General features: G+C 71.2%; 19 protein-coding genes. 10 read left to right on the top strand and 9 right to left on the bottom strand.

The window, feature by feature from the left end:
• Positions 1–3: 3 nt before the first annotated feature.
• Genes H1W00_RS11385 through H1W00_RS11375 form a run of 3 tightly spaced genes read left to right on the top strand, consistent with a single transcriptional unit; the run spans position 4 to position 3,173 of the window.
• A complete protein-coding gene (locus tag H1W00_RS11385) occupies positions 4–2,112 on the top strand; it encodes a M1 family metallopeptidase (RefSeq protein WP_181755807.1) in 2,109 nt (702 codons plus the stop codon).
• Positions 2,109–2,495: an NUDIX hydrolase gene (locus tag H1W00_RS11380; RefSeq protein WP_181756268.1), complete on the top strand. Its 387-nt coding sequence runs from the start codon at positions 2,109–2,111 to the stop codon at positions 2,493–2,495. The genes H1W00_RS11385 and H1W00_RS11380 overlap by 4 nt, the downstream gene beginning before the upstream one ends.
• 33 nt (positions 2,496–2,528) lie before the next feature.
• Complete coding sequence (locus tag H1W00_RS11375; RefSeq protein WP_181755806.1) at positions 2,529–3,173, top strand: dihydrofolate reductase family protein; 645 nt, start codon at positions 2,529–2,531, stop codon at positions 3,171–3,173.
• A gap of 1 nt (position 3,174) precedes the next feature.
• On the opposite strand, the gene H1W00_RS11370 is transcribed toward H1W00_RS11375, so the two are convergent.
• Positions 3,175–3,933, bottom strand: coding sequence for a ZIP family metal transporter (locus tag H1W00_RS11370; RefSeq protein ID WP_194956260.1), 759 nt, complete (start codon positions 3,931–3,933; stop codon positions 3,175–3,177).
• Between the two features lie 132 nt (positions 3,934–4,065).
• Between H1W00_RS11370 and H1W00_RS11365 the strand changes: the two genes are divergently transcribed.
• Positions 4,066–5,064: an endonuclease/exonuclease/phosphatase family protein gene (locus H1W00_RS11365; RefSeq protein ID WP_181755805.1), complete on the top strand. Its 999-nt coding sequence runs from the start codon at positions 4,066–4,068 to the stop codon at positions 5,062–5,064.
• A gap of 6 nt (positions 5,065–5,070) precedes the next feature.
• Here H1W00_RS11365 and H1W00_RS11360 read toward each other — a convergent pair whose 3' ends face one another.
• Positions 5,071–6,639: a protein kinase domain-containing protein gene (locus H1W00_RS11360; protein WP_181755804.1), complete on the bottom strand. Its 1,569-nt coding sequence runs from the start codon at positions 6,637–6,639 to the stop codon at positions 5,071–5,073.
• Positions 6,640–6,780: 141 nt separating this feature from the next.
• Here H1W00_RS11360 and H1W00_RS11355 point away from each other — a divergent pair, with 141 nt between their 5' ends.
• The 4 genes from H1W00_RS11355 (at position 6,781) to H1W00_RS11340 (ending at position 10,579) form a co-directional block, all read left to right on the top strand.
• Complete coding sequence (locus H1W00_RS11355) at positions 6,781–7,485, top strand: ANTAR domain-containing protein (RefSeq protein WP_181755803.1); 705 nt, start codon at positions 6,781–6,783, stop codon at positions 7,483–7,485.
• Positions 7,486–7,663: 178 nt separating this feature from the next.
• Positions 7,664–8,371 carry a GAF and ANTAR domain-containing protein gene (locus H1W00_RS11350; protein ID WP_181755802.1) on the top strand — a complete coding sequence of 236 codons (708 nt, stop codon included), beginning with the start codon at positions 7,664–7,666 and terminating at the stop codon, positions 8,369–8,371.
• 1 nt (position 8,372) lies between these two features.
• Positions 8,373–9,074, top strand: coding sequence for a GAF and ANTAR domain-containing protein (locus H1W00_RS11345; RefSeq protein WP_181755801.1), 702 nt, complete (start codon positions 8,373–8,375; stop codon positions 9,072–9,074).
• A gap of 35 nt (positions 9,075–9,109) precedes the next feature.
• Positions 9,110–10,579 (top strand): SulP family inorganic anion transporter, encoded by a 1,470-nt coding sequence (locus H1W00_RS11340; RefSeq protein ID WP_338072884.1) that lies wholly within the window; start codon positions 9,110–9,112, stop codon positions 10,577–10,579.
• On the opposite strand, the gene H1W00_RS11335 is transcribed toward H1W00_RS11340, so the two are convergent.
• The 7 genes from H1W00_RS11335 to H1W00_RS11305 all read right to left on the bottom strand — a co-directional run bounded on the left by H1W00_RS11335 (position 10,580) and on the right by H1W00_RS11305 (position 18,774).
• Positions 10,580–11,872 carry a threonine/serine exporter family protein gene (locus tag H1W00_RS11335; protein WP_181755800.1) on the bottom strand — a complete coding sequence of 431 codons (1,293 nt, stop codon included), beginning with the start codon at positions 11,870–11,872 and terminating at the stop codon, positions 10,580–10,582.
• Positions 11,869–13,200: a dipeptidase gene (locus H1W00_RS11330; RefSeq protein WP_181755799.1), complete on the bottom strand. Its 1,332-nt coding sequence runs from the start codon at positions 13,198–13,200 to the stop codon at positions 11,869–11,871. The genes H1W00_RS11335 and H1W00_RS11330 overlap by 4 nt, the downstream gene beginning before the upstream one ends.
• 3 nt (positions 13,201–13,203) lie before the next feature.
• Positions 13,204–13,653: a hypothetical protein gene (locus H1W00_RS11325; RefSeq protein WP_181755798.1), complete on the bottom strand. Its 450-nt coding sequence runs from the start codon at positions 13,651–13,653 to the stop codon at positions 13,204–13,206.
• Complete coding sequence (gene gadC / locus H1W00_RS11320; protein WP_181755797.1) at positions 13,650–15,110, bottom strand: glutamate/gamma-aminobutyrate antiporter GadC; 1,461 nt, start codon at positions 15,108–15,110, stop codon at positions 13,650–13,652. The genes H1W00_RS11325 and gadC overlap by 4 nt, the downstream gene beginning before the upstream one ends.
• A 90-nt stretch (positions 15,111–15,200) precedes the next feature.
• Positions 15,201–16,331, bottom strand: a complete 1,131-nt coding sequence (locus H1W00_RS11315) for an aminopeptidase P family protein (RefSeq protein ID WP_181755796.1) — start codon at positions 16,329–16,331, stop codon at positions 15,201–15,203.
• On the bottom strand, positions 16,328–17,809 hold the full coding sequence (locus H1W00_RS11310; protein WP_338072883.1) for an MFS transporter: 1,482 nt from the start codon (positions 17,807–17,809) through the stop codon (positions 16,328–16,330). Before H1W00_RS11310 ends, H1W00_RS11315 begins: the two co-directional genes overlap by 4 nt.
• Positions 17,810–17,841: 32 nt before the next feature.
• Positions 17,842–18,774, bottom strand: coding sequence for a class II glutamine amidotransferase (locus H1W00_RS11305; protein WP_206680008.1), 933 nt, complete (start codon positions 18,772–18,774; stop codon positions 17,842–17,844).
• Positions 18,775–18,821: 47 nt separating this feature from the next.
• On the opposite strand from H1W00_RS11305, the gene H1W00_RS11300 reads away from it, so the two are divergent.
• Complete coding sequence (locus H1W00_RS11300) at positions 18,822–19,901, top strand: carboxylate-amine ligase (RefSeq protein WP_181755794.1); 1,080 nt, start codon at positions 18,822–18,824, stop codon at positions 19,899–19,901.
• A 29-nt stretch (positions 19,902–19,930) separates the two neighbouring features.
• The gene (locus H1W00_RS11295) at positions 19,931–20,413 is read left to right on the top strand and encodes a hypothetical protein (RefSeq protein WP_181755793.1); all 483 of its coding nucleotides are present in this window, start codon (positions 19,931–19,933) and stop codon (positions 20,411–20,413) included.
• Positions 20,414–20,418: the final 5 nt, after the last annotated feature.

Raw genomic sequence — 20,418 nt, 5'->3', positions numbered from 1 at the left:
ATCATGCGCAGAGTCCTCGCCCTGGTTTTCACCGCCGTCCTGATCCTGACGATCGGCATTCCCGGCGCGGCCGGCGCGCACCCGAGGCCCTCTCCTCGTCCCGGCGCCCCCGGCATCGGCGACCTGTACTTCCCGACGGACGGGAACGGCGGGTACGACGTCGGTCACTACGACCTCGACATCGCCTACGATCCCCCCACGGACCGCTTACGGGGCCGCGCCACCATCTCCGCACGCACCACGCACGCGCTTTCAGCGTTCAATCTCGACCTCAACGGCCTGACGGTCACGAGCGTCAGGGTCGACGGCCGTCCGGCCCGCTGGCGCCACGTGGGGGACGAGCTGACGGTCATCCCGCGTCGTGCCCTCGCGAAGCGGGCCCGCTTCCACGTCGTCGTGACGTACGGCGGCGTCCCGCTCGTGCTGGACGAGCCCGCACTCGGGCGGGCCGGCGTGTTCCCGACCGACGACGGAGCCCTGATCGTCGGCCAGCCCCACGTGGCCGACACCTGGTTCCCGGTCAACGACCACCCGCTGGACAAGGCGAGCTACCGGTTCCGGGTGACGGTGCCCCGGGGGCTCGAGGCGGTCGCCAACGGCCGTCTGGCCGGAGTGAGGCGGCACGGCCGCACGCAGACCTGGACGTGGGTCGCCCGGGACCCGATGGCCTCGTACCTGGCGACCGCGACGGTCGGCCAGTTCAACCTCGACCACCGGCGCGTCGCCGGCATCGACTACTGGGACGCGATCGATCCGGTCCTCTACGAGCAGCCCGAGCCGCGCACGGGGGAGCGCTACGCGATCAACGGCGGCGAGAACTCGGCCTACCAGCGGCTGAGCCGGGTCATCGACGTCCCGGCGGCGGGCGGTGAGCTCTCGTTCCACGTCGCCCGCGACACCGAGCCGGGATGGGACCACTTCTTCGTCGAGGCGCGCCCGGTGGGCACCGAGGACTGGACGACGCTCCCCGATGCGAACGGCCACACCACGCGGGAGGTGGGCAACGCCTGCCCGGGCTGGCTCACCCTGCACCCGTTCCTCACGCACTACCAGACCGATGACGGTGCGGGTGGCTGCACGGCCGAGGGCACCACGGGGGAGTGGCACGCGGTGAGCGGTGCCAGCGACGGCTACGAGCAGTGGAGGCTGGACCTGTCCGCCTACGCCGGTCGGTCGGTCGAGGTCGCCCTGTCCGTCGTGGGCGACGAGTCGGTGGCCTACAACGGTGTGTACGTCGACGACGTGGTCGCGCCGGGTGGCGCGGGCTCGACCTCGTTCGAGGCCGACGCCGATCCGCTGGACGGCTGGGCGGCGACCGGTGCACCTGCCGGCAGTCCCGGCAACGCCAGCGACTGGCGCACCGCCACGGAGTCGGCGGGTCCGTCCACGGGCGAGAACGCCGAGGAGGCGCTGGCCCGCGAGCCCGAGATCATCGACTTCCTCGACGACATCCTCGGTCCGTACCCGTTCGGCGAGTCCGGGGGGATCGTCGACGACGACCCGGGGCTGGGATTCGCGCTGGAGAACCAGACCCGGCCGATCTATGCGCAGGGCTGGTTCACCTCGCCCGGCGACAACACGTCGGTGGTCGTCCACGAGCTCGCGCACCAGTGGACTGGTGACGACCTGGCGCTCGAGGCCTGGCAGCACATCTGGCTCAACGAGGGCTTCGCCAGCTACATGGAGTGGCTCTGGTCGCAGGACGGTGGCGGGGCCTCGGCCCAGGAGATCTTCGACTTCTACGCCGCCATCCCCGCCGACGACCCGTTCTGGGCGACGGTGATCGGCGATCCGGGCCCTGAGCACATCTTCGACGGGCCGGTCTACGACCGAGGCGCGATGGCCCTGCACGCGCTGCGCCTGGAGATCGGCGACGGCGACTTCTTCCGCCTGCTCAGGCGCTGGACGGCCATGCAGGCGGGGGGCAACGTGCGGACGGACGAGTTCACCTCGCTGGCCGAGCGGGTGTCGGGCGAGGACCTCGACGCCTTCTTCACCGCGTGGCTGTTCACTCCGGAGAAGCCCGCAGGCCTCCCCGAGGCGGCAGCGTTGCGCGGGAGCCCGTCGGGCGACCTGGCCAAGCAGCTGGCCCGACCGGAGGTGCACCGATAGTCCCGGCCGCAGGGGCCGTCGTGGTGGACGACGGCCGCATCCTGCTGGTCCGCCGTGGCCGTGAGCCGGGCCGCGGGCTGTGGTCGGTGCCTGGCGGCAGGGTCGAGCCGGGGGAGTCCCTCGAGGCCGCCTGCGCCCGCGAGGTGCTGGAGGAGACCGGCCTGACGGTGACGGTCGGCCCCGAGCTCTGGGTCGTCCGGCTGCCCACCGGCGACGGTCGCGAGTTCGAGATCCACGACTTCGCCGCCACGGTGACGGGCGGAGCCCTGCTGGCCGGTGACGACGCGGACGAGGCGGCGTGGTTCCCCTTGGGGGAGCTGGGCACCCTGCCGCTCGTCGACTCGCTCCTCGACCACCTGCGCCGTGCGGGCCTAGGGTCGTGACAACCCGCTCGACATCATCACCGGAGGTGGCCCGTGGCCCCGATCGTCCGAGTCCAGAACTTCATGCTCTCCCGCGACGGGTACGGCAGTGGAGAGGGCCAGAGTCTCGAGCGGCCGTTCGGGCATGCCGATCCCGCAGTCCTCGCCGGCTGGATGCTGGCCACGGCACACTGGCCGGGCCGGACCGAGCCGGGCGGCAGCCGCGGGCTCGACGACTACTTCACCCGCGACTTCGGCAACAACATCGGCGCGGAGATCATGGGGCGCAACAAGTTCGGGCCGCAGCGTGGGCCGTGGGAGAACCACGACTGGCAGGGCTGGTGGGGCGACGAGCCGCCGTTCCACACCCCGGTGTTCGTCCTGACCCATCACGAGCGCCCGTCGTTCACGCTGGGCGACACCACGTTCCACTTCCTGGAGGCCACGCCCGAGGAGGCGCTGGCCCGCGCGATGGAGGCCGCGGACGGCAAGGACGTGCGCATCGGTGGAGGCGTCGCCACGGTGCTCGAGTTCCTCGCGGCCGACCTGATCGACACGCTGCACGTCGTCGTGGTGCCCACCGAGCTCGGTCGCGGCGAGCGCCTGTGGAACGCGCCCGAGGACCTGCTCGACCGCTTCCACCTGGAGCAGGTGCCCAGCCCGAGCGGCGTGGCGCACCACCTGTTCTGGCGCCGCTGAGTCAGCCCGCCCGGGAGATCGTGAAGGCGCACAGGAAGCCGATCGTCGCCAGCAGGCCCACGTAGAGATGCGTGCGCTCGAAAGCCTCGGGGATCATCGTGTCGGCCACCATCGCCAGGATCGCGCCGGCGGCGCTCGCGGTGATGGCGGCGATCGTGGTGGGCGAGGCGTCGTCGAGCAGGAGGCAGCCGGCCATCGCGGCCAGGCCGCTGGCGAGCGCGATCGAGCCCCAGACGCCGAACACGTACCGGGCCGATCGGCCGCTGCGCTTCATGCCCGCGGCGCTGGACAGTCCCTCGGGGAGGTTCGAGACGAAGATGGCTGCCAGCACGGGCACTCCCACGCCGCCACCGCTCACGAGCGAGAGACCGAGCACCACCGACTCGGGCACGCCGTCGAGCAGGGCGCCGATCGCGATGGCCGTCCCGCTGCCCGCCTGCTCCTCCTCGGACGCCTGCTCATCGCCGGAGCGCTTGCGGTGGCGGGCGCCGTACCGCGCCAGCACGAGGTTCGCCGCGACGTAGACGAGCGCGCCCACGAGGAACCCGAGCACCGTGGGCGTGAGTCCGCCCAGCTCCTCGGCCTCGTCGACCAGGTCGAAGGCCAGGGCCGAGATCAGCACGCCGGCGCCGAACGCCATGATCGAGGCCACCACCCGGCGCGGCACATCCACGAGCCACGCGACGGCCGCGCCGATCACCAGGGCACCGCCGGCCAGCAGGCCCCACAGGCCCGCCTCGACCCAGAGCGGCACGTCCATGCCCCGATGATGTCAGCCAGGGCGCCCGGGTGAGCCGTTCCGGGCGCATGATGAAACGCAGAAACCGGAATCGGTGCCGTATCAGCCTGCAACGCCGGGCGCTCGTCATCGGTGAGCGAGGAGGTGGACGTCATGTCCGTCGACTACTACGTCGCCTGGTGGAACCTGGAGAACCTCTTCGACGAGGAGAAGGCACCCGCGACGCGTCGCACCGAGAAGCTCCGCCGGACGATCGGGAACGACCTCGTGGGGTGGACCCGCACCCTGCGCAACCGCAAGATCGACCAGCTCGCCTCCGTGATCGCCCAGATGAACGACGGCGCCGGACCCGATCTCCTCGGCGTGTGCGAGGTGGAGAACCGGTTCGTGCTGAACCTCCTCGTGGCCAACCTGGAGAAGCGGCTGCCGGGACGCCACTACGGGATCGCCCACGCCGACACCGACGACGCCCGCGGCATCGACGTCGCGTTCCTGTACGAGACGTCGGTGCTCGAGGTCCCCCCGAACGAGACGTTCTTCCACGTCGTCATGCGCCGCAACGCCACGCGCGAGCTGGTGCAGGTGAACTTCCGCACCACCCACGGCGCCAGGACCTGGGCCGTCTTCGGCAACCACTGGCCGTCGCGCAGCGGGGGTCAGTTCGAGTCCGCCGGCTACCGCCACATCGCGGGAGAGACCCTCGCCTACTTCCACGAGCGGGTCCTCGAGGTGCACGGTCCCGAGACGCCCGTGATCGTCCTCGGCGACTTCAACGACGAGCCCTTCGACACCTCACTCGTGCAGCACGCGCTCAGCACGCGTCAGCGCAACCGCGTGACCGGTGCGGAGATCCCGCTGCTGTGGAACCTCGCGTGGCCGCTGGCCGGCGGCAGGTCGGGGCAGCCGGACGGCACCTTCTACTGGCAGAACCAGCCCAACATGCTCGACCAGGTGCTGGTGAACCGCGCGATGACGGGTGACGCACCCCTGCGGGTGGACGAGGCCTCGGTGGAGATCCTGAGGTTCCCGGGGACGTCGGACGACGGACCGTACCCGCGCCCCGTGCCGTTCGGGGGGATGGGCCACCCGGTGGACGAGAACGGGTTCTCCGACCACTTCCCGCTCGGGATGCGCGTCACCGAGGCCGACTGAGCGGCGTCAGTTCCCCTTGCCCTTCCCCTTGTTCTTGCCCTTCGCCTTGCCGTTGTTGCCCGAGTTCCCGTTGCCCTGGTTGCCGGTGTTGCCGTTGCCACTTCCCGAGGACGAGCCTGCGTCCCCGGAACCGGAACCGGAGCCGGTCGGGGCGGGGGCCGCCACGGGGGCCACGGCGACCGACAACGTCACGGTGGAGCCGTCGGGCAGTCGCCCGGACTTGTCCACCGCCACCACGTCGCCGGTGTCACCGGCACGTGTGACGTCGTCGCGCGCCACGACGAAGCCGCGACGCTCCAGCACCGCGGCCGCCTCGGGGAACGGCTTGCCGATGAGGCTCTTCGCGGAGATCCGCACCTTGCCCGAGGCGACCGACAGCGTGACGGGCGCGCCGTCGGTGCTCTCGGTGCCGGGGGAGGGGGACTGCTCGACCACCTCGCCCTTCGGCGTGCCGGCCACGTCGACGATCTCGGTCCGCGACGTCAGTCCTTCGTCCTCGATGCGGTCGGCGGCGGCGGCCGCCTGGAGGCCGACGACGTCCGGAACCTCCGGCGCGCCGCCGAACAGCAGCTCGCGGCCGCCCAGCAGCAGCGCCGCGACGAGCACGACCGCGCCCACTGCGGCGTAGGCACCCACCGGGCGTCGCCGGCGCGGGGCGACGACAGCCTTCTGCGTGGCGGTCGCGAGGGGGACGCTCGTCCCGACGGCCGCGCGCGCGGGCCGTGGCACCTCGAAGGTCGCGGGGAGGTCGATCGAGGAAGCAGCTCCGATGGCGGCGGCGCGGCGAGCCACGTCGCCCGCCGACGCCGGGCGGTCCGCGGGGTCCTTCGCGGTCATGGCGGTGATGAGCTGCTGGACCTCCGTGGGCACGGAGTGATCAAAGGGGGGCAGCTCGTCGTGCAGCTGCGCCATCGCCGTGGCGATGTGGGTGTCGCGACGGAAGGGCGACCGGCCGGTGAGGCAGTGGAACGCGACCACGCCGAGGGCGTAGACGTCGGACTGTGGCGTCGCGCTCCTGCCGCGCACCTGCTCGGGGCTGATGTAGTCGGTGGTGCCGACGAGGGAGCCGGTGTCCGTCAGCGGCTCGCTCGTGTCGGCCTGCGCGATCCCGAAGTCGACGAGGACCGTCCGCCCGGCCGGGGTCAGCATGATGTTGGCCGGCTTCAGGTCGCGATGGACGATGCCGGCGTCGTGAGCCGCCTGCAGTCCGTCGGCGACCTGCTCCACGACGGACATCACCTGCTCGGGCGGCATCGGGCCGCGCTCCCTCAGCAGCTGGCTCAGGGAGTGCCCCTCGACGTACTGCATGACGATGAACGTGGACCCGGCCGGCGTGGAGTCGTCCTCGACGTAGTCGAAGACCTGGGCGACGCCGGGATGGTGGATCGACGCGGCGAGATGGGCCTCGCTCCGCATGCGCGCGCGGCCGACGTCGTCGCCGCTCTGGTCGCCGCGCAACACCTTGACCGCCACGGTCCGCCCCAGCACGGTGTCCGTGGCGCGGTGGACCGCTCCCATCCCGCCGGAGCCGACGACCGCGCCCAGCGTGTACCGCTGATTGAGTCGCACGTCCATGTCTGAACCCTAGGTCGGCGCAGGACCGCCCGCATGCGCGAAGTCCAGTAGGGTGAGGACGTAGATGCTGGAAGGGACCTGGAGGTGGGTTCCGACGGAGAGGCAGGACGCATGACCACGGAATCTTCCCCGGGATCATCCGTGCCTCCCGAACGATCCGAACGGCCCGAGCACGACCCGCTCAACCTCGCGCACACCGTCCTCGCGCTCCACGAGGCCGCCGACAGCGAGGAGACGCTCGAGCGCGTCGCCCACTACTCCCGCTCTGCGATCGGCTGCGACGACGCCGGCGTGATGCTGCTGCTCGGCCGGCACCAAGTCGACACGGCCGGCGCCACGAGTGACACCGTGGCCAGGGCCCACGAGCTCCAGATCAAGCTGGACGAGGGGCCGTGCCTGGCCGCCCTCGAGCACAGCGAGACGATCTACCGCGTCGAGGACACCCTGTCGGACACCCAGTGGCCCCGGTGGAGTGCGGCCGTCGCCGAGCTCGGCTACCGCAGCGTGCTGAGCGTCCCGCTGGCCACCAAGAGCCGCCGTTACGGCTCCCTCAACGTCTACGCGTTCGAGCCGAGGGCCTTCGACCACGACGACATGGCAGTCATGACGATCCTCGCGCGTCACGCCTCGACGTCACTGGCGGCCAACCTCGACATCGAGGGACTGCGCCGGGCGGTCGACGCCCGCAAGCTCATCGGCATCGCGATGGGCATGATCATGGAGCGCTACGGCGTCGACGCCGACCGCGCCTTCGACGTGCTGCGCCGGCTCTCCCAGTCCGAGAACATCAAGCTGCGCGACGTCGCCCGCCAGGTCGTCGAGCAGCGGGGTCTGCCCAGCGACTGAGGTCGCATGCGCTCCCGCTCCGGTGGGTACGTGATGGACAGCGGCTCTGTTGAGACACCAGCAGCGCCGCGCCAGCATCATCAGCCGCTCGCTGAACTATCCTGAGGTCGTGGAACCACATCGTCCGACGGGTCGCAGGTCGATTCCGGCGGCCGCGATCGGGACGGGGGGCTCCCAGATGACCGAGACCTACGATCACGTGATCTCCCGGCTCGCGGCGATCCTCGCCGCCCTTCAGGACGTCGAGCCCATGATCGAGCGGCTCTGCGAGGCCGGGCGTCGGATGCTCAACGCCGACGGTGCCGCCATCGTCCTTCCGGCCGAGTCCGACCTGCGCGTCACGGCGTGCGCCACCGACGAGCTGGCCGCGACGCTCGAGGACGTCCAGAGCGTGGTCGGGCAGGGCCCCACCCCTTCCGCCCTGGACTCGGGCGACGTCATCAGCGCCGAGGTCTCGAGGAGCGGCGACGGGGTGTGGCCGCTGTTCCACGAGCGGGTCCGGCAACTGGGGTTCGTGGGCGTGCTCACGGCCGTCCCCCTGATCTTCGAGCACCACACGGTGGGCGTCCTCAGCGTGCACCGGAAGGCTCATGACAAGACCGACGCCGCGGTCTACCGCTTCCTCGGCGCGGCGCTCGGCGCGGCGCTGCTGGAGGATCCGGCCAACGCTCTCGGCGGTACCTCCCAGGAAGACGCGTGGTCCTCGCAGGCGAAGGTCCACCAGGCCACGGGCATGGTCATCGCCCAAGTGGGGGTACGACCCACGGACGCCATCGCGCTGCTTCGGGCGCAGGCGTTCTCGGCAGGAACCACGTTGCTCGAGGTGGCTGAGCACGTCCTCGAACGCCAGATCAACTTTCGGAACTTCACGGTGGAGGGTGACTGACATGGACACCAGCGGCGCCGCTCACGCATTGGCGCGAGTATCAGCAGAGCTCACCGACGTCCACAACGTGGCGGGGGGCCTCGTGGTCCTGCTGCGCAGCTGCGGCACGTTCCTGGACACGCAGGCCACGGGCCTGCTGATCGAGAACGCCCGAGGTGAGCTCGAGCTCCTGTCGTCCTCCACCCACGGGGCCGCCGAGCTCGAGGTCCTGCAGGCCCAGCTGGACGAGGGTCCCTGCATCGACGCCCACGCGAGCGGCGAGGCGGTCCAGGCCGCGGGCCTCGAGGAGTGCCAGCGCCGCTGGCCGGCGTTCGGTCAGGCGCTGGAGAAGGGCGGCTACGGGTCGGTCCACGCCTCGCCCGTTCGCTGGCAGGGCTCCGTCATCGGCGCGATGGGGGCGTTCCGTCGCTCCGACCGTGCCTTCGGGGACGACGAGCAGGTCTTCTCGCAGGCCTTCGCAGATCTCGCGGCCGTCATGATCGTCAGTCTCGACGAGGTGTCCGGGGCCGATCTCCGGGCCCGCCTGGACGAGACGCTCGCGAGCAGGATCTCGATCGAGCAGGCCAAGGGAGTGCTCGCCGAGCGTCAGGGACTCTCGATGGAGGACGCGTACGAGCGGCTCCTCGACGGCGCAGCCGAGGCCGGCCGCCCGCTCACCGAGTGGGCCGGCGCGATCATCGCGGACGCGCAGGGGCGGTCCTGAGCGCTCCGGTCGGTCGCGTCCCCGAGTCCGGTCAGGTGCACTCGGTCCGTGCCGCGCTGAAGTCCCCCCGCCTGCTGCGCACCGAGGTCCTGGCCGGTCTCGTGGTCGCGCTGGCCCTCATCCCCGAGGCGATCTCCTTCTCGATCATCGCCGGCGTCGACCCGCAGGTCGGCCTGTTCGCGTCGTTCACGATGGCCGTGACGGTGGCGATCCTGGGCGGCCGCCCAGCGATGATCTCGGCGGCCACCGGCGCGGTCGCTCTCGTGGTGGCGCCCGTCATGCGCGACCACGGATTCGACTACCTCATCGCCACCGTCATCCTCGGCGGGCTCATCCAGATCGTGCTGGCGGTGGCCGGCGTCGCGCGACTCATGCGCTTCATCCCTCGCTCGGTGATGGTCGGCTTCGTCAACTCCCTGGCGATCCTCATCTTTCTTGCGCAGATCCCGCACCTGGTCGACGTCCCGTGGCTGGTCTATCCGATGGTCGCCGCGGGACTGGTCGTGATCGTCCTGCTCCCGCGGATCACGAACGTGGTTCCGGCGCCGCTCGTCGCGATCGTGGTCCTCACCGCCATCACCGTCGTGGCCGCGCTCAACGTGCCGAACGTCGGTGACGAGGGCGAACTGCCCAGCAGCCTGCCCGCGCTCTTCACCCCCGACGTGCCCTGGACGCTCGAGACCCTGCGGATCATCGCTCCCTACGCGGTGGGGATGGCTCTTGTCGGCCTGATGGAGTCGCTCATGACGGCCAAGCTCGTCGACGACATCACCGACACCCACTCGGACAAGACGCGCGAGTCGTGGGGCCAGGGCGTCGCCAACGTGGTCACCGGCCTCTTCGGTGGCATGGGCGGCTGCGCCATGATCGGCCAGACGATGATCAACGTGAAGGCGTCGGGTGCACACACACGGATCTCCACGTTCCTCGCGGGCGTCTTCCTGCTCGTCCTCGTGGTCGGCTTCGGCGACGCCGTCGCGACGATCCCGATGGCCGCGCTCGTGGCGGTGATGATCATGGTCTCGGTCGGCACGTTCGACTGGCACAGCGTCGCCCCGGCCACGCTGCGCCGGATGCCGCGCAGCGAGACGCTCGTGATGGTGGTGACCGTCGCGGTGGTCGTGGCGACGGAGAACCTCGCGATCGGCGTGGTCGCCGGTGTCGTGGTCGCCTCGGTGCTGTTCGCCCGGCGGGTGGCCCACTTCACCGAGGTCGTCGACGTCGCCCAACCCGATCCGGAGACCCGCGTCTACAAGGTCGTGGGGGAGCTGTTCTTCGCCTCCAGCAAGGACCTCGTCTACCAGTTCGACTACGCGGGCGATCCGCCGAACGTCGTCATCGACCTCTCCGAGTCGCACATCTGGGACGCCTCGAGCGTCGCGGCCCTCGACGCGATCGAGACGAAGTACGCGGCCAAGGGCAAGACGGTGACGATCCGCGGCCTGAACGAGGCAAGCCGCGAGCGCCACGGCCGGCTGGCCGGGCACCTCGACGCGGGGGAGTGACTACTCGCCGTGGCCCCGGCCCACCATGCGCGGTCCGGTGAGCCGGCGCTCCAGCCGGTCCGTCTCGCGCTTGAGCGGCTGAGCGATGTACTGGCCCAGGATCACGCCCGACGCCAGCGCGAGCGCCGTGGCCAGCGCGGACGCCAGCTCCAGCACCCCGTCCTGGTCCTGCGCGAGCTGCGCCAGCCCACGGTAGATGTCCAGGCCCGGCAGCAGGGGCACGAGGGCCGGCACGACGACGACCAGGGGCGGCACCCGGAACCGGCCCGCCGCGAGGTGGCACACGGCCCCGATCGTGACGGCTGCGGCCGCGGCTCCCCAGGTCCGGCCGACCGCCGTGCTGTCGACCGCCAGCAGGACGGCCTGGCCCAGGCCGCCCACGATCGCCACGGCCAGGAGCGCCCGCAGCGGCGCGTACGAGGAGTAGGCGTACGCCGACGCGGCCAGGGCCGCGCCCACCACCGTGATGCCGGCCTCGGCCAGGCCGACCGATCCCACGGCGACGTTCACGAGCTTGACCCCGAGCAGGTCACCGAGGGTCAGGCCCGCCCCCACCCCCGCGATGATGCCCAAGGTGTTGAGGAAGGCGTCGATGACGCGCGCCGCCGCCGTCACGGGGAAGCCGGTGAGCGCGTCCTGGGTGGCACCCAGGATGCCGACGCCCGCCAGGAGCATCACGATGCCCGACGTGACGACGCGTGACGGATTCACGTCGAGCGCCGTGGCGGACGCGACCACGGCGACCAGCGTGGCGACGAAGCCGCCCGCCGCGTGCTGGTAGAAGGCCGGGATCCGCTGCGGCGGCAGCAGCCGCTGGGTCGCATCGATGCCGCACGCGGCGATGAACGCGAGCAGGCAGACCAGCGCATCGCCGCCGAGGGTGAGCGCGATGCCGACGCCCATGACACCCCAGCCGACCGTCACCGACCACCGCTTCCGCCCGTGGCCCGTCGACACGATGCGGGCCACGCGCTCGTGCGCCTCGTCCCGGGTGATCTCGCCCGCGATCAGAGCGGACACGGTGTGGTCGACGTCGGTGAGGTCGGCGTAGTCGACGGGGCGGCGGTTCAGCCGACGGACCTGGAGGGCGGCCGGCTCGTCGCGGCGCGGTTGGTGACGCAGCGTGAGCTCGACGAACGTCACGTCCGCCGAGACGTTCCGCACCCCACAGGCGTGGGTGACGTCCAGCATCGTGGCGGTCACGTCCGCGGCCCCCGCCCCCGAGGACAGCAGGACCTCGCCGATCCGCAACGCGAGGTCCAGCGTCTTGTAGACCTCGCGCCGTTCGGTCATGCGAAGCGCTGGAGGAAGAGGGCCTCCGACAGTGCCATGGACGCGATCTCGGTGGGGTCGACGCTCTCGTTGGGGGCGTGGATGAGGGCCTGGGGCTCCTCCACGCCCATCAGGACGATCTCCGCGTCGGGGTACAGCTCGGCGAAGACGTTGCACAACGGGATCGAGCCGCCCTGTCCGAGGTGGGTCATCTCCACGCCGTAGGCCTCCTGCATGGCGCCGGCCAGCGCCCGGTAGGCCGGACCGTCCGTCGCGGCCTGGAAGGGTGATCCCGTGGCCTCGGTCTCGACGCTGCAGTGCACGCCCCACGGGGTGGCCGCGCCCAGGTGTGCGACGAGCCGCGACTCGGCCTCCTCGGGCGTGATGCCCGGCGGGATCCGCAGATTCAGCCGTGCCGACGCCTTCGGCACGATCGCCGCCGCCGAGCCGACCACCGGCGGGCAGTCGATGCCGAGGATGGTCAGCGCGGGCCGCGCCCACAGCATGTCGGACACGCTCCCGCTGCCGAGCAGCGAGACACCGTCGAGGACCCCCGCGTCGGAGCGGAACTGGTCGTCCGGGTAGGGCGCGCCCGTCCACTCCTGGGTGTTCTCCATCCCGTCGACGACGGTGTCCCCGTCCTCGTCGCGCATGGTCGAGAGAGCCTGCACCAGCGCGGCCAGCGCGTCGGGGGCGGCACCGCCGAACATGCCGGAGTGCAGCTCGGTGGTCGCCGACTCCATCGTCACCACGACGTTCACCATGCCGCGCAGGCTCACCGTCGCCGCGGGCCGGCCCACGGCGGCGTTCCCCGTGTCGCAGACCAAGATCGCGTCGGCCCGGAAGAGCTCGGGATTGGCCTGCACGAACTCCTCGAGCCCGCCGGTGCCCTGCTCCTCCGACCCCTCGACCACCAGCTTGAGGTTGACGGCGAGGTCGTCGCCGAGGGCGCGCAGCGCGGTCAGGTGCATGAGGATGTTGCCCTTGCAGTCGGCGGTGCCTCGGCCGTACCAGCGGCCGTCCACCTCCGTCATCTCGAACGGGGGAGTGCGCCACGCCTGCTCGTCGACGGGCGGCTGCACGTCGTAGTGGGCGTAGAGCAGGACCGTCGGCGCGTCCGGCCGGGACCCGGCGCGAGACCCGACCACCGCCTGGCTGCCGTCCGCCGTCTCCTCCAGACGTACGTCGAACCCCACGCCGGCGAACCTGTCGCGCACCCAGGCCGCCGCCCGTTCGCACTCCTCGGGCGGGAACTGACGCGGGTCGGCGACGGACGGGATGGCGACGAGCTCGGCCAGCTCGTCGTGCACGTCGGCCATGAGATCGGTGATGCGCTGCTTGAGGTCCATGTCTCAGTCGCCCACGTGGTCGTCGGTCTTCAGGTCCTCCACGAACTCGCGGAACTCGTCCAACTCGTCGGGGCAGTAGACCTCCATGATGAGCAGCTGTCCCTGCACGGCCCGGCTGTCGGCGATCACCGGGCGCGTGCCCGGTCCCGTCGCGCCGTTCGTCAGCATCGAGTAGAACGTCGCCCGGCGCAGGGCGCCGTTCGGGTCGTCGCACACGGAGCCCCCGTCGTCACCGAGAACGCGCACGATCCGGTCCCGGTCCGGAGTCTGCGTGACCCCGGCCTCCTCCAGCGCCGTGATCAGCTCGTCGGCCCTGTCCTGGGCGCGGTTGCTCTCGCGGACGTCCTCGAACAGCAACACGGCGACGATGGCGGCGCCGGCGAGGAGCACGCAGGCCGTGATGTAGATCCACGACCTCTCCCGTGAGCTCTGGTTCTCGGTGTGGGTGCTCATGACGCGATCACCTCGTCGGGCTCGGGCTGCTTCCAGGAGGGCTTGCGGAAGCGGTAGAAGAGGAACGGCACGAGCAGGCCGAGGCCCAGCGCGCCGCCGCCGACGACCGCGAAGTAGACGCCGGAGTTGCCGGACGCGAACTGCGACGGCGGGATGAAGCCGACGAGCAGTGCCGCCAGCGAGGCCGCGAAGCCGACGCCGCACATGCCGACCAGCATCGGGGCGCGGTAGCCGCGTGGGTGGTCAGGATGCTTGCGTCGCAGCTGGATCGCCGCCACGAACATCAGCAGGTACATGATCAGGTAGACCTGCGTGGTGATGACCGAGAAGATCCAGTAGGCACTGGAGACGTCGGGGATCAGCGCGTAGGCCAGGCCGATCACCGTGGTGACCAGGCCCTGCACGACCAGGATGTTCTGCTGCACGCCGTTCTTGTTCAGCTTCTGCAGGAACGGCGGGAGGTAGCCCTCCTGACGCGAGATCAGCAGCAGGCCCTTCGAGGGGCCGGCGAGCCAGGTGAGCATGCCGCCGAGCGACGCCGTGACGAGCATGATGCCGACGATCGGGGTCAGCCACGACCAGCCGAAGTTCGCGAACACCGCGTCGAACGCCTGCATGACGCCGGCGGTGAGCGACAGCTCCTCCGCGGGCACGATCCAGGCGATCGCCAGGGCCGGGAGGATGAAGATCGTCAGCACCAGGCCCATGGCCAGGAACATCGACTTCGGGAACTCCTTGCCCGGGTTCTTCAGCGAGCTGACGTGCACCGCGTTCATCTCCATGCCCGAGTAGGACAGGAAGTTGTTCACGATGAGCACGAGGCTCGAGAGCCCCGCCCAGGCCGGCAGCAGGTTGTCCGCCGACATCGGCGCGGCCGACTCGTTGCCCTGGCCGAGGAAGACGACGCCCAGCAGCACCAGCACCACACCGGGCACGAGCGTGCCGATGATGAGGCCACCGCTGGCCAACCCGGCGACGCCCTTCGTGCCGCGCGCGGAGACCCACACGCCCGACCAGTAGACGACGATGATGACGGCCGCGGTCCAGACGCCGCTGCTCGCGAGCGCCGGGTTGAACACGTAGGCCAGGGTGCTGGCCACGAATCCCAACAGGCTCGGATAGTAGAAGATCGTCATCGCGAACTGGCACCACACGGCGAGGAAGCCCATGGGCTTGGAGATTCCCTCGGACACCCACTTGTAGATGCCGCCCTCCCAGCCCGACGCCAGCTCGGCCGAGACCAGCGACGTGGGGAGCAGGAAGACGATCGCGGGCAGCAGGTAGAGGAAGACGCAGGCCAGGCCGTAGACGGCCATCGTGGGCGCCGCACGGAGGCTGGCCACCGAGCTGGTCGTCATCATCGCCAGGGCGATCCAGGAGATCCACTGGGTCGTGGTGGCCTTGGCGCGTGCTGCCTTCACGGGAGCACGGTCGGCGGGGATGTCGGCGGTACTCACGGCTCACCCCGGGGCACTGCTGTGGTCGTCATGTTCCGAGTCTCGCGACGCGGGAGCGAGCGTTCCTCACCCCTGGCGGGTGACGTGAGGTCACTCCACGACGGCCAGGGAGCGGTCCGTGGTGTTGAGCCGACGGCCGCCGGAGGGGGTCACGGTGACGATGTCCTCGATCCGCACGCCGAACCGTCCGGCCAGGTAGACGCCCGGCTCCACCGAGAAGCACATGCCCTCGACGAGAGGCTGCGCCTCGCCCTCGATCATGTAGGGCGGCTCGTGGGTCGTGGTGCCGATGCCGTGACCGGTGCGGTGGATGAACTGCTCGCCGTACCCGGCATCGGTGATCACGCGGCGCGCAGCACGGTCGACGTCCTGGCACGCGACCCCGGGGGCCACCGCCTCGAAGCCCGCCTGCTGGGCCTGACGGACGACCTCGTGGACCTCCCGCACCAGGTCCGAGGGCTCCCCGACGGACACGGTGCGGCTCGTGTCCGAGCCGTAGCCGTGCATGAGGCCCCCGAAGTCCAGGACGACGGCGTCACCCTCCTCGATCGTCCGGTCGCCCGCCTCGTGGTGCGGGTTGGCGCCGTTCGGACCGGATCCGACGACCGTGAAGTCGACCTGTTCGTGGCCGAAGTCGCGCAGCAGCCGGGCCAGGTCGGCGGCCACCTCGGTCTCCTTGCGTCCGGCGAAACGCACGCTCAGGATCTCCCCGTACGTCGCGTCCGCGGCGGCGCCAGCGGCCTCCAGCCGGGCGAGCTCGGCCTCGTCCTTCACCGCGCGCAGCATCGGCAGTGCCTGCGTGAGGGAGCGGAACGCGACGCGGGGGACCGCGTCCTGGAGCCCGAGCAGGTGCAGCGCCCACGCCGAGTCGGAGATGCCCAGGAGGCTCGACCCGCCGATCAGCGCCCCGGCCTGCGCGAACGGGTCGTCCCCGTCGGCCCAGTCGACGAAGCGCAGGGCACCCGCCCCGTCGGCGCCCTCGGCGTCGGGACGCTCGAGCATCGGGACCATGAGCGTCGGCTCGCGGTCCGCGATCAGCACCAGCGTGGTGAGTCGCTCGGTGATCGCCGTGGGCCGGTACCCCGTCAGCCAGACGAGCTCGGGGCCCGGCATCACGAGCATCCCATCGAGTCCCGCCCGGTCGGCCTCGTCGACGGCGTGGCGCATCCGTGCGGCGTAGACGTCGGCGGTGAAGGGCTCCGGGGCGGCCGGGACGGTCATCGTCCGGTCCCCACGCCCGCCGTCGCCGAGGTCGGCAGCGTGTGGAGGGCGGCGGCGGCCGAGGCGGCGGCGTCGTCCAGCGTGCCGGCCGGGGGACGGTGCCGCTTCATCACCAGGGCCATGAGGACGCCGAGGAAGCTGAAGATCGCCATCAGCCACGCCGCGCCCGCCAGGCCGGCCGCCAGCGCATCGGCCTGGGCGGCGCCGTCGGCGGTGCGGTTCGCGATCACCGTGCCGTAGATGGTGGCCGCAAGCGCGGTGGCCACGGCAGCTCCGACGTAACGGGCCATGTTGGAGACGCCGGAGGCCCCACCCACCTGGCTCTGGGGCACCGCGGCCGTCGCTGCCGACGAGGCCGGGCCGTTCGACAGGCCCATGCCGACTGCGATGAGCACCAGGGGCAGCAGGAACGCCATGTACTTCCAGTCGGCGTCCGTGAAGCCCACGATGACGAAGCCGATCGTGGTGAGGAGGAACCCGACGCCGATGGTCTGCCGGCCCCCGAACTTCGCGGCCAGCTTGGGCACGAGCGGAGCGACGACCACGAGGCCGATCGTGGCGGGCAGCGTGGCCAGGCCGGCCTCGAGCGGGCTGAAGTTCAACGTGGCGGGGTCCTGGAAGTACAGGCTCAGCAGGTACATCAGGCCGTTGATCGTGCCGGCGCCGATGAGGATCGCGATGGTCGAGCCGACGAGGACCCGGTTGCGCAGCAGCGCGAGGTCGAGCAGCGGGACGGCGACGCGGCCCTCGACGACGATGAACGCGTAGCCGGCTGCGATCGAGACGGCGAAGCAGCCCAGCGTGGCCGCGGACAGCCAACCCCAGTCGCCGCTCTTGGTGAACGCGAAGATGAGCGGTGTCAGGGTGGCGGCGATCAGCACCGTGCCGGCGTAGTCGATCGACCGTGGCCGGTCGGGGTCCCGCGACTCGCCCACCGTCAGGAAGGTCAGCACCATGCAGACCACGGCGACGACGGCATCGATCCAGAACAGCCCCTGCCACCCCGTGAAGTCGACGAGGAGCCCGCCGAGCAGCGGCCCGGCCGCCGCGCCCACGGCGGCGGCCGCGCCCCACAGGGACACGGCTCTCAGCTGTTCCTCTCCGTCGTTGGCGACCGACAGCAGGCTCAGGCCGCACGCGAGGATCGTCGCGCCCGCCGCGCCCTGGATGACCCGGCCCGCGATGACCATGCCGCCGGACTGGGCGAGCGCGATGATGACGCAGGAGACCACGAACAGCAGCAGGCCCAGCTGGAAGACCCGCTTGCGACCGAAGACGTCGCCCAGCGAGCCGGAGGTGACGATCACGGCGGCGCCCACGAGCGAGTAGCCGGTGACCGCCCATTGCAGGTCGGTGACCGACATGCCGGTGTCCTCGGAGATGGCGGGCAGCAGGATGCTGACCGCGGACGTGTTCGCGTTCACCACGAGCGTCGAGATGCAGGTGGCGGCGAGCACGCCGCCCGCGCGGGTGCTCACGGCAGCTCGGTTGTCCATCGGGCTCTCTTCCGTCAGGGTTCGCGGGGCTCGAAGTGCCCCAGGGTGTCGTCCCCGGCCTCCACCACGCCGTAGCTCGACTCGGGGATCGCGTTCCACGCCCCGGCGAGATCGCCGAGCGGCTCAGAGACGACCACGCGCGTCTCGTCGTCGAGACCGGCGAAGACGGGATTCTCGGGGTACAGCTCTCGCAGGGCCGAGAGCGCCGAGCTGACGTAGAGGGTGCGGCTCTGGCCCACCGTCGAGTAGCGGAAGCCCCAGAGCCGTTCGCCGTCGGTGGTCGCGACGGTCATCTGCATCGCGTCGGGCACACCGTGCCGGCGGGCGACGGCCTCGACGAACCCGACCATGCGCTCCACGGCCGCGACGGGATCGTCACGCAGGCCGAAGGTGAGCGCCAGGAAGAACATGACCTCGGAGTCGGTCGACCCGGCCATCGCCGGGTACAGCTCCGGGTCGACGGCGAGGACGAGGTCGCGCTTGAGGGTGTGGAAGTCCCGGATGGCCCCGTTGTGCACCCAGAGCCAGCGGTCGTACCGGAACGGATGGCAGTTGGACTGCTGGACGGGGGTGCCGGTGCTGGCCCGGATGTGGGCCAGGAAGAGCCCCGACGACGTGGAGCGCGCGAGCTCGCGCAGGTTCAGGTCACCCCAGGCCGGCCCGACGCCACGGAAGAGGACGGGCACGTCGCTGCGTCGGGCGCCCGGCAACGAGGACGAGTCGTCGATGCCGTACCAGCCGATCCCGAAGCCGTCGCCGTTCGTGGTCTCCACGCCCATGCGCGAGTGCTGGCTCTGGTCGATCAGCGAGTGCACGGGCTTGTAGAGCAGCTCCTCCAACAGGATGGGACTGCCCGAGTACGCCAACCATCGACACATGGCAGCCTCCTTGGGGAACGCCTCGGTCTCCTCGGCAGCGTGTCCCACGGTGACGGCGTGCCGCCTCATCCCACGAGGATGAGGCGGCCTCCAGGGGCGGTATCCACCATGAGTTCATGCTCACCGTCGGCGTGGAGGAGGAGTTCCTGCTCCTCGATCCCGCCGGGGAGGTCGTCGCTGCGGCCGCCGACGTCGTGCGGCGGGTCGCCGACGACCGGGTGAAGCCCGAGCTGATGACCTACCAGGTCGAGACGGCCACCGACGTCTGCACCGACCTCACGACGCTCGAGAGCCAGCTGCTGGAGCTCCGCCGTCGCGTCGCCTCGGCGTGTGACGGGAGCGGGGTCCGCCTGGCGGCGGTGGGCACGCCGCCGGTGGGGAAGCCGGGCCTCGAGTTCGTGACGGACTCGCCGCGCTACCGCGCCCTGGCTGCGCGGTTCCCGGACGCCGTCGCGGGCGGGGGCACCTGCGCCTGCCAGATTCACGTGGGCGTTCCCGACCGCGACCTGGCCGTGCGGGTCCTGGGGCGCCTGCGGCGATGGCTGCCGACCCTGTTCTCCCTCGGCACGAACTCCCCGGTCCTGGGCGGTCGCGACACCGGGTGGAGCAGCACCCGGTACGTCCGGCAGCTGTCCTGGCCGACCTTCGCCCCACCCGAGCCGTGGAGCAGCGCCGAGGCCTACGACGTGGCGGTCGCGCAGCTCGTCGACCGAGGTGATGCGGTCGACGCGCGCAGTGTCTATCGCCTCGCTCGCCTGTCGCCGCGGTACCCGACGATCGAGATCCGCGTCGCGGACACCTGCCTCGACGCGGCCGACGCCGCGATGCTCGCGGGGATCTGCCGAGCCCTCGTGACGGTCCTGGCCTCCGACATCGAGGCCGGACGCCCCGACCTGCCGGTCTCGGACACCGCGCTGCGGTCGGCGCTGCTGTCCGTCGCGGTGGACGGCCAACTGCCCACCACCGGACCCGAGGAGGTGACCCGGGCGGTCCTCGTCACCGGTCTGATCCGAACGATCCTGTCCGGCCTGAGCGACTCCGCGGAGATCGACCTGGTGCTGGCCGGTCTCGAGCGCATCCACCGGTACGGTACGGGTGCCGAGCGCCAGCGGCGGCTCCTGGCGACGTCGCCGGATCTCGGTGGCTTCGTCGGCGCCGTGGTGGCGGCCACGATCGAGGACGGAGCGACACGATGAACGAGGAGCACAGGAGTCACGGAAGCCGCATGCGGCTGGCCCGACGCCTCGCTGCCCTGCATCCCTCCGGGATGATCCACGGCGCGCTCGTCATGGGCGCGACCCTCGCGCTGCTGAGTCACAAGACCGCGGCCGAGGTGAGCCTGCTCGGCGCCGGCGGCGTCCTCACGATCTACTGGCTGTCCCACGCCTACACCCACGCGCTGGGCACGGGGATGGACGGCGACCCCGACCACCTGGCGCTGCGCCTCGGTCGCAGCATGCGCCACGAGGGGCCGGTGTTCTGGGGCGGGCTGCCCCCGCTGGTGGTCTGCGCGGTGGTGCTGGCCGCGGGTGGCCAGGTCGCGACCGCGATGCTGGCCGGCCTGTGGGTCACCGTGGTGCTGATGGCGGGCTACGGCTACCTCGCCGCCCACCAGGCCGGGGTGTCGGGCTGGCGGGCCGGCGCCGAGACGGCGTTCGCCGCTCTGCTGGGCCTGTTCATGGTGGCTCTCAACACGCTGCTGCACTGACCGAG

Origin of the sequence: Aeromicrobium phoceense (assembly GCF_013868155.1) — a bacterium.
Classification (GTDB): Bacteria; Actinomycetota; Actinomycetes; order Propionibacteriales; family Nocardioidaceae; genus Aeromicrobium; species Aeromicrobium phoceense.
The sequence above is the reverse complement of the archived record's forward strand: the minus strand, read 5'-3'. Positions and strand labels throughout refer to the sequence as shown.

Coding starts and splice junctions, on each gene's coding strand:
- H1W00_RS11315 (WP_181755796.1), bottom strand. CDS start 16,331: ATGACCGTCCCGGCCGCCCCGGAGCCCTTCACCGCCGACGTCTACGCC.
- H1W00_RS11350 (WP_181755802.1), top strand. CDS start 7,664: ATGACCGAGACCTACGATCACGTGATCTCCCGGCTCGCGGCGATCCTC.
- H1W00_RS11305 (WP_206680008.1), bottom strand. CDS start 18,774: ATGAGGCGGCACGCCGTCACCGTGGGACACGCTGCCGAGGAGACCGAG.
- H1W00_RS11360 (WP_181755804.1), bottom strand. CDS start 6,639: ATGGACGTGCGACTCAATCAGCGGTACACGCTGGGCGCGGTCGTCGGC.
- H1W00_RS11330 (WP_181755799.1), bottom strand. CDS start 13,200: ATGGACCTCAAGCAGCGCATCACCGATCTCATGGCCGACGTGCACGAC.
- H1W00_RS11370 (WP_194956260.1), bottom strand. CDS start 3,933: ATGGACGTGCCGCTCTGGGTCGAGGCGGGCCTGTGGGGCCTGCTGGCC.
- H1W00_RS11325 (WP_181755798.1), bottom strand. CDS start 13,653: ATGAGCACCCACACCGAGAACCAGAGCTCACGGGAGAGGTCGTGGATC.
- H1W00_RS11295 (WP_181755793.1), top strand. CDS start 19,931: ATGCGGCTGGCCCGACGCCTCGCTGCCCTGCATCCCTCCGGGATGATC.
- H1W00_RS11335 (WP_181755800.1), bottom strand. CDS start 11,872: ATGACCGAACGGCGCGAGGTCTACAAGACGCTGGACCTCGCGTTGCGG.
- H1W00_RS11300 (WP_181755794.1), top strand. CDS start 18,822: ATGCTCACCGTCGGCGTGGAGGAGGAGTTCCTGCTCCTCGATCCCGCC.
- H1W00_RS11385 (WP_181755807.1), top strand. CDS start 4: ATGCGCAGAGTCCTCGCCCTGGTTTTCACCGCCGTCCTGATCCTGACG.
- H1W00_RS11365 (WP_181755805.1), top strand. CDS start 4,066: ATGTCCGTCGACTACTACGTCGCCTGGTGGAACCTGGAGAACCTCTTC.
- H1W00_RS11345 (WP_181755801.1), top strand. CDS start 8,373: ATGGACACCAGCGGCGCCGCTCACGCATTGGCGCGAGTATCAGCAGAG.